At 42.8% G+C, this 14,484-nt stretch carries 12 protein-coding genes; 7 read left to right on the forward strand and 5 right to left on the reverse strand.

All coding sequences use genetic code 11. From position 1 onward, the window contains the following. Positions 1 to 82: 82 nt before the first annotated feature. From dinD to LA303_RS00620, 3 genes are all read right to left on the reverse strand, one after another. Positions 83 to 922, reverse strand: coding sequence for a DNA damage-inducible protein D (dinD, locus tag LA303_RS00610; protein ID WP_240526006.1), 840 nt, complete (start codon positions 920 to 922; stop codon positions 83 to 85). Between the two features lie 154 nt (positions 923 to 1,076). Beyond that, entirely contained in the window at positions 1,077 to 2,123 is a 1,047-nt protein-coding gene (locus tag LA303_RS00615; RefSeq protein ID WP_240526007.1) for a sensor histidine kinase, read from the reverse strand. Next, positions 2,124 to 2,816 carry a response regulator transcription factor gene (locus LA303_RS00620; RefSeq protein WP_240526008.1) on the reverse strand — a complete coding sequence of 231 codons (693 nt, stop codon included), beginning with the start codon at positions 2,814 to 2,816 and terminating at the stop codon, positions 2,124 to 2,126. Between the two features lie 225 nt (positions 2,817 to 3,041). Between LA303_RS00620 and LA303_RS00625 the strand changes: the two genes are divergently transcribed. The 6 genes from LA303_RS00625 (at position 3,042) to LA303_RS00650 (ending at position 11,057) form a co-directional block, all read left to right on the forward strand. Then, a complete protein-coding gene (locus LA303_RS00625; RefSeq protein ID WP_240526009.1) occupies positions 3,042 to 3,623 on the forward strand; it encodes a TetR/AcrR family transcriptional regulator in 582 nt (193 codons plus the stop codon). After that, complete coding sequence (locus tag LA303_RS00630) at positions 3,620 to 4,408, forward strand: hypothetical protein (protein WP_240526010.1); 789 nt, start codon at positions 3,620 to 3,622, stop codon at positions 4,406 to 4,408. Before LA303_RS00625 ends, LA303_RS00630 begins: the two co-directional genes overlap by 4 nt. Before the next feature lie 52 nt (positions 4,409 to 4,460). Continuing rightward, on the forward strand, positions 4,461 to 5,792 hold the full coding sequence (locus LA303_RS00635; RefSeq protein WP_240526011.1) for a TolC family protein: 1,332 nt from the start codon (positions 4,461 to 4,463) through the stop codon (positions 5,790 to 5,792). A 15-nt stretch (positions 5,793 to 5,807) separates the two neighbouring features. After that, positions 5,808 to 6,869: an efflux RND transporter periplasmic adaptor subunit gene (locus tag LA303_RS00640; protein ID WP_240526012.1), complete on the forward strand. Its 1,062-nt coding sequence runs from the start codon at positions 5,808 to 5,810 to the stop codon at positions 6,867 to 6,869. A gap of 5 nt (positions 6,870 to 6,874) precedes the next feature. Beyond that, positions 6,875 to 9,976, forward strand: coding sequence for an efflux RND transporter permease subunit (locus LA303_RS00645; RefSeq protein WP_240526013.1), 3,102 nt, complete (start codon positions 6,875 to 6,877; stop codon positions 9,974 to 9,976). A gap of 187 nt (positions 9,977 to 10,163) precedes the next feature. After that, on the forward strand, positions 10,164 to 11,057 hold the full coding sequence (locus LA303_RS00650) for a hypothetical protein (protein ID WP_240526014.1): 894 nt from the start codon (positions 10,164 to 10,166) through the stop codon (positions 11,055 to 11,057). Positions 11,058 to 11,473: 416 nt separating this feature from the next. On the opposite strand, the gene queG is transcribed toward LA303_RS00650, so the two are convergent. After that, a complete protein-coding gene (queG, locus tag LA303_RS00655) occupies positions 11,474 to 12,418 on the reverse strand; it encodes a tRNA epoxyqueuosine(34) reductase QueG (RefSeq protein WP_240526015.1) in 945 nt (314 codons plus the stop codon). Positions 12,419 to 12,434: 16 nt separating this feature from the next. Next, positions 12,435 to 13,505, reverse strand: a complete 1,071-nt coding sequence (mnmA, locus tag LA303_RS00660) for a tRNA 2-thiouridine(34) synthase MnmA (RefSeq protein WP_240526016.1) — start codon at positions 13,503 to 13,505, stop codon at positions 12,435 to 12,437. Positions 13,506 to 13,658: 153 nt separating this feature from the next. Between mnmA and LA303_RS00665 the strand changes: the two genes are divergently transcribed. Further along, the gene (locus LA303_RS00665) at positions 13,659 to 14,417 is read left to right on the forward strand and encodes a glycosyltransferase family 2 protein (protein ID WP_240526017.1); all 759 of its coding nucleotides are present in this window, start codon (positions 13,659 to 13,661) and stop codon (positions 14,415 to 14,417) included. The last annotated feature ends 67 nt before the right edge of the window (positions 14,418 to 14,484 follow it).

Consider the following 14,484-nt stretch of genomic DNA (forward strand, 5'->3'; position numbering starts at 1 on the left):
CATCGTGCAGAATTATACTGCATTCCAGAATAGCATTGTTTAATACACAGTTACTTATATGAAAAATATCGCCGGTGGGGGGTTATTCCAATTTATCAGGGTTCTTTCCTAATTTCTTACTTTCTGATTTTACTCTTCTTTCGAGTTTTTTAATATCCTCTTCCGGTGGTAATTCTTCCGGCTTAATCCCTCTTTGAAGCAATATCTTACGAACCGATCTGTTATTCATGATGTGTTCTGCTGATATTTGCCTTTCAGTGCGTAAATCTTTTTCCTTTGTATTAAAAACGGTTATTTCTGTTGCAAAATCTTTTGCTTTAATTGTTATTGTCGGTAAAAAGTCTGCTAATGCTCTTCCTTTGGGAACACCAAGCTGGTTTTTCATTTGTTGAGTTGTTCTTCCAAATAAAGCTTGGTCCCCTTTACTTCTTATAAGTCCAAAATTTTTATCACTGCCCGTTTTTTCATAAATTAATTCCGAGAGTTCTTTTTCTGACAAAGTTAATTTTTGCCTTGCTCTTAATCGTTCCCAATCTTTTATGCGTTTTTCAATAAGTTCAAATTTCCTTGTTTGAACAGCAAAATAATTTTGAGCAAAAGCAATTTCTTCTTTTCTTGGATCGCCATTTTGAGCGATTAAATAACAAGCATATCTTGTTAAAATAATATCGTTTATTTCTCTTTCGGTTCCTGAACCAATCTTGACCATTTTCCCGACGTCGGCAAAATGGTCTGAAATATTGTTTCCACTGGCTTCACAAGATGTTTTTGCCTTGTTTATGACTTTTAAAAAATTATCCCACTTTGTATAACCCAGTAAATGTTGTAAATCGCGAGCATACCAAAATTCAATACCGTTTTCAGTCATATACGAATGACTTTCAAAAGTATTCGTCAAAGATTTTATTATTTCTTTCTTCATATTAACAAAAATACTAATTCTTTGTCAGAAGTAAAATCTTTTTTTCGTGTATGTTAAATCATTTTAAGATGTTTTTTTTGAATTTTCTTACTCTGCTTTTCAAAGGAAATTTTCAGTCAAAGCAATAAGATTCAGTATGTTGCAAAGGTGCAGATTACGCTTTTTTCAAGGTAAACGAAAAGGTGGTTCCTTTGCCCGGTTTGCTGCGGACAGTGATGCTTTGACGGTGGGCTTCGATGATGTGTTTCACAATAGCCAGCCCGAGACCGGTGCCGCCTTTTTCGCGCGAGCGGCTTTTGTCTACCCTGAAAAAACGTTCGAAAATGCGGGGCAGAAATACTTCCGGAATCCCGATACCATTGTCACTTACTTCCACCAGAATGTTATCATGAAAATCGTAAAAAGAGATGACAATCCGCCCGTTTTCCGGTTTTCCGTAATTGATGGCATTGTCCACCAGATTGACCAGTACCTGCCGGATACGGACTTTGTCGGCCATCACTTTCAACTTCCGGTTTTCGGGTTCTTTAATCACGATTTCCGTATTGTTTTTTTCGGCTTTTACTTCCAGAAATTCGGCCACTTCGCGGGTAAGTTCGTTAATGTCGAAAACCGATTCGTTCAGGTTCAGCACCCCTGATTCGAATTTTGAAATTTCTTCGAGATCCTGCACAATGGCAATCATCCGGTCCACACTTTTGGCTGTTTTTTTCAGAAATTTCTTATTGATTTTTTCGTCTTTCAACCCGCCATCGAGCAACGAAAGAATGTAGCCCTGAATATTAAAAATGGGGGTTTTCAGCTCGTGCGAAACATTACCGAGAAATTCCCGGCGGTAAGCTTCCATTTTCTGCAGTTCGTCAATTTTCTGCTGTTGTTCGTCGTGCCATTCGAGCACCACCTGGTTTACCATTCCCAAAATGTCGTCCTGATTGTTGTCGGTTTGTTGCCGGCGTTGGGTTCCGTGCCATTTCCCAATGGTTTTATAAATGACTTTCAGCCGGTTATAAATAAACCGGTTGAGCGAGTAATATACCGAAATGTAGGCGGCGGTAAAAAGAATAACAGCCGTCAGGAACAAAAAACCCGCATTCAGCTGCATTCCGGTCAGCACCATCACACCGTAAATAGAAAGAAAAGTCAGTGTGATGACAGCAGCATTCAACAGGGCCACATTCCGGGGTGCATGTTTTATCGACATTTATTCTTCGTATTTGTAGCCGACACCTTTAATGGTTTTTATGTTTTCGATTCCCAGTTTTTCGCGGATTTTGCGGATGTGTACATCGATGGTGCGGTTTCCCACAATCACATCGTCACCCCAGATTTCATGAAAAATCTCATCGCGGCGAAAAACCTTATTGGGTTTGGATGCCAGCAAATGCAACAGTTTAAATTCTTTTTTCGGAAGCGTAATTTTCTCAGTACCTTTCATCACAAAAAACCCGGATGGGTCGATGGTGATGTCGTTCCGTTCAACCGGAGCGACTTCGGTTTTTCGGGAACGGCGCAGCAACGCCATAATGCGTTTTACCAGCACTTTAGGCTTCACCGGTTTGGTTACGTAATCGTCGGCTCCGGCTTCAAAACCGGCAATTTGCGAATAATCTTCGGCGCGGGCCGTAAGAAAAACAATTAACGTGTTGTCCAGCGCACCAATTTTCCGGATTTCTTCCACGGCAGTCATACCGTCCATTTTGGGCATCATGATGTCCATCAAAATCAGATGCGGAAGTTCTTTTTTGGCTTTTTTCACCGCTTCTTCGCCGTCGAAAGCCGTAAAAACCCGGAAACCTTCTTTTTTCAAATTGTATGAAAGAAATTCAATGATGTCTTCTTCATCGTCCACAAGAAGAATTTTGTACTGGCTAAAGTCGGTTTCTTTTTTTTTCATTGTTACAAATAATGGGCGAAGTTGAAAAATTCACCCGTAAGCCCGTCAGACGGTCCGTTAAATTTTGGTTAAATTTTCCCCTAGCGAAGATACAAAAATCCGTGCCCGCTGCCTGAAAATCTTAAAATTGCATTAATTTTTTAAAAAAGAGACGGGCGTATTAAAATTTATTTACATTTGCAGAGTGAATATTCACTAACACCCTTTAAAGAAAAGAGAATCAGAGTGGAACTATCGACACGTCAGTTAGAAATTGTGGAAGCCGCCGGCAGGCTGTTAACCACGTCGGGATTATGCGGCCTAACGATTAAAAATCTGGCCAACGAGATGCATTTTTCCGAAAGCGCTTTGTACCGTTATTTTAAAAGTAAAGAAGAAATTATTGTTACCCTTTTGCAATATCTGGCTGACAATATTGACGAACGATTACAAAACATTCCACATACTGACCGTGCCGACGAAAACTTCGCAGCATTGTTTCGCGATCAGTTCCTGTTTTTTAAGGAGAAGCCCTTTTTTGTCGTAGCGGTATTTTCCGACGGTTTACCGGAAGAAAACCGGCTCATTAACGAAATGATACAAAAGCTCATTCAAATAAAAGTAAAATATTTAAACACCATCATAAACGACGGACAACAAAACGGGATTTTTACTTCTGAAGTAGAAAGCGATGAACTGGTAAGCATTATTATGGGAGCCTTTCAATTGCAGATGCTAAAATGGCGGATTTCCCATTTTCAGTTTGACATTATGGAAGCCGGCGAAAAAATGATACAATCGTTATTAACTTTAATAAAAAAACCATGAGAACGCAACTTATATTCCTAATTTTTATTACTTTAGCCTTCGTCCGCTGCCAGGGGAGCAGCCGGACAGAAGCTACCGGAAAACAAGCGATACAAGATAAAAGTGTGGCCGATACAATAGACTTTCAAAAAGGGTATGCCCTGATGAAGCAAAAATGTTTTATCTGTCATCTGGAGAAACCCGATCCGGCCAAGCGAAATCAAATGATTGCCCCGCCCATGGTACGGGTGCAACAACATTATAAACCGGCTTATCCCAAACGTAACGACTTTGTTCAGGCTGTGATGAATTATGTAAAAAACCCTTCAGAAAAAACAACCCTGATGCCCGGGGCTGTTAAAAGGTTTCACCTGATGCCTAAACTGGTTTATACCGATCAGGAACTGCGCTTGATTGCCGAAACTTTGTATCAGCATGATTTTCAGGCAAGCCCCGGACAAAACCAGGGAATGAACCGTCCTTTGACACTCAATCAGGGTAAAAAATGGGTGCTGGATGCCGAAACCATGAAAAACATGAATTTAATTGATCAAAAAATCAATCATTTCTCTTCATCACAACTTTCTGACTACCATCAACTGGGAAAAGAAATTTTCGGAATGGCCAAAACCGTTTTGCTGGAAAACGGACATCAGGGACAGGCTTATACCGAGCTGCAATCTTTCTTTCATAACATCGAAGACAACATGCATGCATTAATGGCAGCAGCCACGGTAAGCGAAGGACAAAAACAACTCACGATTTTAAAACAAAAATTCAAAAAATTCCATCAATATTTCAAATAAAACGAAAGGGTGTAAAAACTGTTCGATCAATCATTAAAAAAATTTAAACAAAATGTTCAAGAGCGTTCACAAACTTAAAATTCTGTTGTCGTTTATTTTTATAACGACGGTATCCACGCCGCTTTTTGCCCAGGTTTGGACCCTGCAGCAATGTATTGATACAGCACAGCAGTACAATACAACGCTGCAAATCAGCAAAAACGACATGGCGGTGAGTACGGAAAAAGAAAAAGAAGCGAAAGCCAATCTGATTCCCAAACTCAAATTCAGTGCCGATTACAAATATTTTATCGATCAGCCTTACCAGCTGATGCCACAATCGGCTTTTGGCGGTCCCGAAGGATTATTTAAAGAAGTACAATTCGGTACACCACACAATTTTAACATTGGCGTTCAAGCTGCATTACCGCTATATAATTCACAAATCTACGGTGCAATCAAAGCAACCAAAACCGCTTCAAAACTTAAACGGTTACAATTCAAAAAAACAAGGGAAGAAGTATTTTTTAACGTATCGAATTTGTACTACAATGCCCAGATTTTGAAACACCAGCTGGCATTTGTCGACAGCAACCTGGTAAACACCACCAAACTGCTGGCTACCATGAAATTATTGCACGAACAACAACTGGCAAAAAATACCGATGTGGAAAACGTGCAACTGCAGGAAGCCAAATTAAAGGTACAGCGCGAAATTGTTTTAAACAACCTGAATCAGGTGATTCGTTTGTTGAAATTCACCATGGGTATTCCGTCAAACCAGCCTTTTGATGTGGAAACCGAGATTCATTATCAGGCCAATACCACCTATACGCCGCATGTTATCGTGGACATTCAACTGGCAGAAACACAAAAAAGCCTGTTGAGCAACGAACTGAAAACACTGAAAAATTCCAGGATTCCTTCGGTTTCGTTGTACGGTGCTTACTCACAGGTGGGTTTCGGGTACGATAAAAAACCCAACGATTTTCTGAAATTTTACCCCACCACCTTTGCCGGATTGCAAATTACCGTACCGCTGTTTAACGGAACCGTTACCAAACGTAAAATCAACCAGAAAAAAATCGAACTGAAAAACAGTCAGTTGCGGCTGAATTTGTTAAACGAACAAAACAACATCGAAATTAAGAATGCCCGGAATCAGCGGGCTGTAGCTTTAAAAAATATTTTGAATACTTCGGCACAAATTAAACTGGCCGAATCGGTTTACCGGCATACCGTTTTGCAACAAAAGCAGGGACTGGCCAACATTACCGATGTATTAATGGCCGACAGTAATTTAAAGGAAGCCCAGCAAAATTATATTGCCGCGGTGGTAAACTATCTGAAAGCCGACCTTGAACTGAAAAAATTAACCGGAAATATTGATTCAACAGTAAAATAAATAAAACGCAAGAAGATGAATACAAAAAAGTTTTTATGGATTTTTTCCCTGCTGGCCATTATTGTTATGATGGTTCTTCAATTGAAAAAAAATAAAGAAATAACGGTGCACAAAGTGTATCATTACGATAAAAGTGCCCCGATCAGCATTCATGTGGACACACTGAGACTTCAATGGCTGAACAACAAAACATCGTTTACCGGTATTTTTAATCCGAATCATGAGTCTAAGATCTCGGCCGATGTTCCCGGAAAAATTGTGTCGGTATTTGTGGATGAAGGAAGTGTGGTAAAAAAAGGACAACCGCTTTTGCAACAGGACAAATCAGATTTTGAGCTGCAACTGAAACAGGTAGAAGTCAACATAAAAGGACTGGAAGATGATGTCAGACGGTATTCTGTTTTGAAAAAAGCCGATGCGGTACAGGGAGTAAAACTCGAAAAAGCCCAACTGGGATTACAGGCAGCAAAAATCCAGAAAGCCATCCTTCAGGATAAAATCAATAAAACAACCGTTCGTGCCCCTTTCAGTGGAATTATCACCATGAAATTCCGTGAAAAAGGCGAGTATGCCGCTCCCGGTATGCCTTTGTTCCAGCTTGTGGATATTTCCAACCTGAAATTCACCATCAACGTTTCCGAAAATGAAGTCATCCTGTTTAAAACCGGAAAAGAATTTCCGGTGGTGGCCAATGTTTATCCGCAGGATCAGCTTATCGGAAAAGTAACCACTGTGGGTAGCGAATCCAACAAAATGAGCCATGATTTTCCTGTTTTGTTTGCCGTAAAAAATACCCCCGGTTTAAAAATAAAAGCCGGAATGTTTGGCAATGTATATGTAAAAAGAGAAGCCAACAAACAGCACATTATTATTGAAGCATCGTCTATTGTCGGAAGTAATATCCATCCGCAGGTTTACATCATCAAAAACGGAAAAGCCTGGCTGCATGATATTGTCATTTCCGGCCGGTTTAAAAATAAAGCCATTGTTTCAAAAGGGCTGAACCCGGGCGATGTAATTGTTACCACCGGATTTATCAACCTGTTCGACGGAGCCAATGTAACCATTAAGAAGTAAGTGCTATGAATATTACAGAATTATCCATAAAACGACCCTCGCTGATCGTGGTTTTGTTTGGCGTATTCATTTTGCTGGGCGTCATTGGCTTCAGTAATTTGAGTTACGAACTGTTGCCCGATTTCAGCCAGCCGGTGGTGGTAATCAAAACCATGTATCCCGGTGCCGAACCCCACGAAGTAGAAAATACCGTATCCCGAAAACTGGAAGATGCCCTGTCGAATCTCGAAGGGATCGACTACATGGAAACCTACTCGTTGCCTAATGCTTCGGTAATTATTGTCAACCTGAAATACGGTACCAACCTCGATAATACCATGCAAAATGCCCAGCGGTATATCGACAACATCAAAAACGACCTGCCGGATGATATTTTGAGTCCGCAGATGAGTAAGGTTTCGCCCAACGACTTGCCGATTATGTCCATCAGTGCCACCAGTAACCTGCCGGCTACTGTTTTCTATCAGAAAATGAAAGATGATTTTCTGCCTCAGATTCAGCAGTTGAACGGGGTAGCCGAAATCACGATGCTTGGTGGTGAGCAACGCGAAATTCTCGTGAAAGTAGACCAGAAAAAGCTGAAGCTTTATAAAGTTTCGCTGTTGCAGGTGGTCGAAGCCATTAAACAATCGGATATCGACATTCCTTCGGGCGATGTAAAAACCGATAAAGAGTATCACTCGGTTCGTCTGATCGGAAAATTCAAAAATATCAGTCAGATTATGAACGTGCAGGTGGCCATGCCCTCACCCGGTAACCCGGTATATGTGAAAGATGTGGCTTCGGTAGTGGACGGAGTAAAAGAAATTACTTCGGTCAGCCGCTACAACGGCGTAAACGGAATCGGGATTTTGCTGAAGAAGCAGGGCGATGCCAATGCCGTGGACGTATCGCGACTGGTACGTAAAAAACTGAAACAGATCGAAAAAGAGTACGCCAAGTACAACGTAAAATTCAAAATTGCCGACGACTCGACCACCAACACCATTGCCGCTGTAAATTCGGTGGTGGACGACCTGATTTTGGCCGTTATTCTTGTGTCGGTGGTGATGTTGCTGTTCTTACGCAGTTATCGGAACTCTATCATCGTATTGATTGCCATTCCTACTTCGCTGGTTACGGCTTTCGCCATGATGTGGATTCTCGGCTATACGCTGAACCTTATGACGTTGCTGGCCATGTCGTTGATTATCGGTATTTTGGTGGATGACTCGATTGTGATTATCGAAAATATCCAGCGTCACCTCGACATGGGAAAAGACAAACGCGAAGCGGCTCTCGAAGGCCGAATGGAAATTGGTTTTTCTGCTGTTTCCATTACCCTTGTGGACGTGGTGGTGTTTGCTCCTATTTTGTTTTTGCACGTCTTTGTGGCCGGTATGCTGAAACAGTTTTCGGTGGTTGTTATTACCTCTACGCTCACCAGTTTGCTGGTAGGTTTTACGCTGACCCCGTGGCTTGCTTCACGTATCGGGAAAAAAGAAGACCTGAAACCTACCAATCCGCTCAACCGCTTTTTGCTTTGGTTCGAAGACCAGCTTCAACGTTTTATTGAATGGTACGGACACCAGCTTGAGTGGGTATTGAACCACAAGCTGATTTTTACTGGCATTGTTTTGTTCCTGTTCCTGCTGACCGGCCTTATCATGAAACAGGGAATTATCGGGGAAGAGATGATGTCCACGGGCGACCAGGGTAAATTCAGCCTGAACCTTGAGTTTGACAAAACCACAACGGTTCATAAAAACAATATCATCAGCCAAAAGGTTGAAAATTACATTCTGAGTCAGCCCGAAGTATCCACACTCTTTAGTAACATTGCCGGTCCCAGTACCGGAATCGGAAGTCTTGGTATCGGCTCGCCATATATTTCGGAATTTACCATTCAGCTTAAACCGTTGAAAGAGCGCAAAATGTCAACCATTGCTTATATGAAATGGCTGAAAAAAGAGCTCAACAAGCGGTATCCCGGCATTAACTTTTCCATGTCTGAACTGGGACTTATCCCGCGTTCGGCGCCTATTAAAATTACCTTGAGCGGGAGTGACCTGAATGTGGTAATGAAAACGGCCAAAGACTTGCAGGATGCTGTTGAAAAAATTCCGGGAGCTGACAATGTCCGCCTGTCGGTGGAAGAAGGAAACCCGGAGTACAAGGTGATTCCCGACAAAGACAAAATGAAACGTCTTGGTTTGTCCACTGCTTATGTCGGACTGTCGCTGAGAACTGCTTTTAAAGGAAACGACGATGCTACCCTCGTACAAAAAGGAACTGAATATCCCATCGAAATCCGGTTGGATAACTTCGACCGCCGGAATTACGAAGATGTGAAAAATCTGATCGTGGTCAATCCCATGCATGTTCCTGTCAGGGTATCGCAGTTTGCCAAAGTGGTACAGGACAACTCGCCTTCGATGTTGGAACGGATCAACCGTCAGCCGGCCATTACGCTGACTTCGGAAGCTTTCGGAAGACCATCCGGAACACTGGCTTCCGATGTGGTAAAATACCTGAAAAAACACCCGTTGCCCGAAGGAATTAAACTCACCTGGGAATCGGATGTGAAAACGCAAAATGAAAGTTTCGGTGCGCTGAGTTCCGTAATGCTTATTTCGTTTATTCTGATTTACCTCATCATGGTTGCGCTGTACGACAATTACGTTTATCCATTTGTAGCTTTGTTTGGTATTCCAGTGGCTGTTATTGGTGCTTTCCTTGCCCTGAACCTGTCGCTGAACAACATTACCCTGTTTGCTCTGCTCGGTATGATTATGTTGATGGGGCTGGTAACCAAAAACGCCATTTTGATTGTGGACTTTACCAACCACCTGAAAGCGCAGGGAAAACATTATAAAGAAGCGCTGATTCTGGCTGGTAAAGAACGTATGCGTCCTATTTTGATGACCACACTGGCCATGACCATTGGTATGCTGCCGATTGCGCTGGCCAAAGGAACCGCCAGTGAATGGAAAAACGGTCTGGCATGGGTAATTATCGGCGGATTGCTTTCTTCGCTGATGCTTACGGTTTATCTTGTTCCGATGGTTTACTATCTTGTGGACCGGACCAAAGAAAAATTTGGTAAAAAGAAAATAAAACAAGATTAAACAAATACTCGAAGCTCGTCCTTGTTAACGGAAAATAACAAGGGCGGGCTTTTGAAAACCGGGAAAGTGTTTGCCAATGGCTCATAAAAGTACTCGGAAATATTATTCGAGTACTTAAACCATCAGCAAAAAGAAAAACAGAATATTTTCTGTGGACAGGTTTCTTTTTCAACAAAAATTAAAAGTCATGAAACGATTTGTTTTTTTCATTGGTTTTTTGGTTTTTTCCTGTCTGGCAGAAGCACAACACACACCTGACACCCTGGGAATCGGTCTTCCGGTTATTTCGCAGGTAAATCAGGGAGGAAGCTATATTACCTTTCCCATTGATATTGGAAATCTGGAACCGTTGTGGTTTGAGGCAAACATCAATCCCAATTTTTATCTGCGGCACAGCAAAAATTTCAGGCTGCTGGGAGTAATCACTCCACAGATTATTCTCCGGATGTACCAGGAAACTTCGTTTCCGGTGCGGACACCGAGTTATATTCCACAAATTACGCTGTATTATATGTTTTCGGGAAAAGCCAATGCCCGGAACGCCAGTTTTTATTTCCGGCTGGCCCACCACTCCAACGGTCAGGACGGTCCTTTTTATCTTGACAACGGCGAAATCAATCTGAAGTCCGGAAATTTTGCCACCAACTTTTTTGAAATCGGATTTATCAAAACCCATTTCGATAAACGTTTTCATGCTTATCAGTTCTTTAAAACTTCTTTTGAAGTACATCCGAACAGTTGGTCTATCAGCCAGCTGAAAGGACAATACAGCACCGTTCGCTGGCACAATGCTTTTTCGGTTTTTAAACTTCCGGCCGATGCCATGGCAAGCAAAAAAAAGAAAGCCCGTCTGTCGCTCAAAGGCGAACTTACCTGGATGTTTGGCGATTTAAACGGGTGGGACTGGTATTCGTTAAATCGTGTAAACGTTAAATTTACAGCCAGTTATTATCCGAAGTTTTTTGAAGATGTGGGCTTTTTCGTGCAGTTTTATCACGGATTGGATTATTACAATATTTACTTCCGCCACCAAATTGATGTGTTGCGTTTTGGCATTATGACGGAGAAATTACGGTTTTGAGGAATGGATGTGAGGATAGGGGGATGTGAGGATGTGAGGATGTTAGATGTTAGATGGAAGATGTGAGGATGTATGATTTTTGATGTTTATCTTTAGCATGTCTTAGCGAGAAAAAGGTCATTGGTTACCGGCCTTTGGAAAAAGTTTCAGTATTGATTTTCAGTGTTTTGGATTGATGCTTGGTTTTTGGAATTTCGTTTGTTATTTGATTTTTTGTCTTTTGGTGCTTAGATTTTGAGATTTCTGCCTGCGCCAGGGATGGTAGTGGCAGCGCCCGGTGACGGAAACGGATGTGTAGCAGATGGCAGACAGCGACCGAAGGAAGCTCGTGTGCCACCGTGGCGAAACACCGTAGCCGGCACCGGGACTAAAACGGACAGCCCGTCCGGCGCCCTGAAAAAGAAGTTAATTTTGCGTTAATCGTCCTGCAAAAACCGGATGTTTCGCTGTAGTCCTTTCCAGCCGGTACGTTCGAGCGGCGTATTTTTGAAAAGCTTTTTAAAGGTGGGTTTGTCCAGGTTTTCCCAGTCGCGGCGGGTCATGTTTTTGAGCGCTTCGGAGGGTTGAAAAGCCGGTTCTGTGGCCGGAAGTGCTTTGCGGTTCCACGGGCAGACATCCTGACAAATATCGCAGCCGAAAATCCACTGTTTCCATTTTCCTTTGAACGTTTCCGGGATTTTTTCGCCGCGGTACTCAATGGTGAGGTACGAGATGCACCGGCGGGCATCCAGCTCAAAAGCCGAAAGTGCGCCGGTGGGACAGGCATCGATACACTTTGTGCAGTTTCCGCAGAAATTTTCGGTGATTTCGTCGTCGTAAGCCAGCTCAAGGTCGATGATGATGTGTCCGATAAAGAAAAACGAACCGGCACGGCGGCTGATGAGTGTTGTATTTTTCCCGATAAATCCCAATCCGGCACGGCGGGCTGCCGCCCGGTCGAGTACCGGTGCCGAATCGGTAAAAATACGGGCGTTACGTTTGCCTGTGGCCTGCTCGATTTGTTGCAAAAGGCGGGAAAGTTTTTGCTTAATCACAAAGTGATAATCGCGACCGTAAGCATACTTGGCAATTTTGTAATAACTCTTTTCGGAAAGCTCTTTTTGGGGATAATAGCTGATGAGTACCGAGATAACCGAGCGGGCTTTTTCGACCAGCCGGGTGGCATCATATCTTTTTTCGCGATTCCGGGTAAGGTAATGCATTTCGCCCTGCATGCCTTTTTCGAGCCATTGCTCTACACGCCGGGCATCCTGCGGCAGGGCTCCGGCCCGCGAAATGCCACAGGCAAAAAAGCCCAGCTTTTCGGCTTCAGACTTAATCTGACGACTGAGTTGCGCTTTGTGCAGATGATGAACGGGCATTTTTTGACTTTTGGTTTCAGTCTGCTTTTTGGGCAATAACTCCGCTGCCAATGCAGGTTTTTTCGTCGGTATCGTAAATCACGGCAAACTGACCGGGAGCAATTCCCGAAATCTTTTTTCCGGAAACAATGCGGATTCCTTTTTCGTCGCGTACCAGTTCGCCGGCGGTAAATTCGGGCTGATGCCTGATTTTGAATTTTATCTCTTTCAACCCGGAATAATCGTGATGCGGATTTAAGATATGCAGGTTTTCCATCCAAACCGTGTCGTCGTACTGGCTGATAGGGTCGTAACCGTTAGAAACGTAAATGATGTTTTTACGGGTATCTTTTTTTACGACAAACCAGGGACCGCCGCCCAGCCGCAGTCCGCGCCGCTGGCCAATGGTATAAAACCAAAAGCCTTTGTGTTCGCCCAATACTTTTCCGGTTTCGAGTTCGACAATTTCGCCGGTTTTTTCGCCCACATATTTCCGGATAAAGTCGGAATAGTTGATTTTGCCGAGAAAACAGATGCCCTGGCTGTCGGGCCGGTGTGCACTGGGCAGCTTCATCTCTTCGGCCAGTTGACGCACTTCCTTTTTTTGCAGATGGCCAATGGGAAACATGGCTTTTTGCAACTGGTTGTAAGTAATTTGTCCCAAAAAATAGGTCTGGTCTTTTACGCGGTCGGCAGCTGTGCCCAGAAAAACCCCTTCATCGGTTTCGTAACGGGTGGCATAATGGCCGGTGGCGATACGGTCAAATTCGTGGCCGTGCCGGTCGTTAAAAGCGCCGAATTTAATCAGCAAATTGCACATGATGTCAGGATTGGGGGTAAGTCCTTGTTTTACACTGTCCATGGTATATTTTACCACCGTGGCCCAATACTCTTTTTGCAAATCCACCACGTCGAAGCGGCAGTTGTATTTTTTGGCAATCCAGGTGGTGATTTCAATATCCTCTTCGGCCGGACAATCCACAAAAGCGGGTTCGTCTTCCATGCCGATACGGATATAAAAAATATGCGGATCGTATCCCTGTTTTTTCAGTAAAGGCACACAAACCGAGCTGTCCACACCTCCCGAAACCAATGCCGCAATTTTCATGTTGTTTCTTTATTAAAATTTTGTGCAAAGGTCTGAAAAATTTAAAGATGACCTTTTTGTTTTTTAGCTGGCACAGAAGATGAAAATTTATTTTGACACCGCATTCAAAAAAAAGTACCCAATTCCGGCATTTTTCTATTTTTGGCTTTGCTTATGGAAAAACTTTCGGCCGTTATTATCACCTTTAATGAGGAAAAAAATATCGAACGCTGTATCCGTTCGCTTGAAGGGGTTGCTGACGAGATTGTTGTGCTTGATTCTTTTTCAACCGACCGTACCCGCGAGATTTGTGAAAATCTTGGCGTTCGTTTTTTTACCCATGCTTTTGACGGTTATATCGAACAGAAAAACAGAGCCATATTGCATGCTTCGTATCCGCTGATATTATCTCTTGATGCTGACGAAGCCCTTTCGGACACGCTGAAGAATTCTATTTTAAAAGTGAAAGAGCACCGCGATGCCGATGGTTATACCATGAACCGGCTGACCAATTACTGCGGACAATGGATCAGACACTGTGGTTGGTATCCCGACCGGAAGCTCCGGCTTTTTGACAAAAACAAAGGCCGCTGGAGCGGGTTAAATCCGCATGACTATTTTAAGATGCAACCCGGTTCTGTGGTGAAACATTTGAAAGGCGACCTGCTGCATTACAGCTATTACTCGATAGAACAACACAAAAAACAAGTCGAACATTTCAGCACATTCGCAGCAAAAGCCAAATTTGAACACGGAGAAAAAGCTTTTTGTATTAAAACCTGGGGAAGTCCGTTTTTCAAATTTCTGAGTTGTTTTTTCCTGCATTTGGGTTTTCTGGAAGGAAAGAGCGGCTGGCAAATTTGTACCCTTTCGAGCAAAGAGAGTTATCTGAAATACAAAAAACTGGCCCGTCTTTACCGGCAAAGAAAATAACGAAATTTACTGTTTATTTTTAACAAGTCTCCCCTATTTATCCGTCTACATTTAATTTAGATTGAAC

The sequence above is a fragment of the Candidatus Sulfidibacterium hydrothermale genome (genome assembly GCF_020149915.1).
Lineage (GTDB): Bacteria > Bacteroidota > Bacteroidia > Bacteroidales > F082 > Sulfidibacterium > Sulfidibacterium hydrothermale.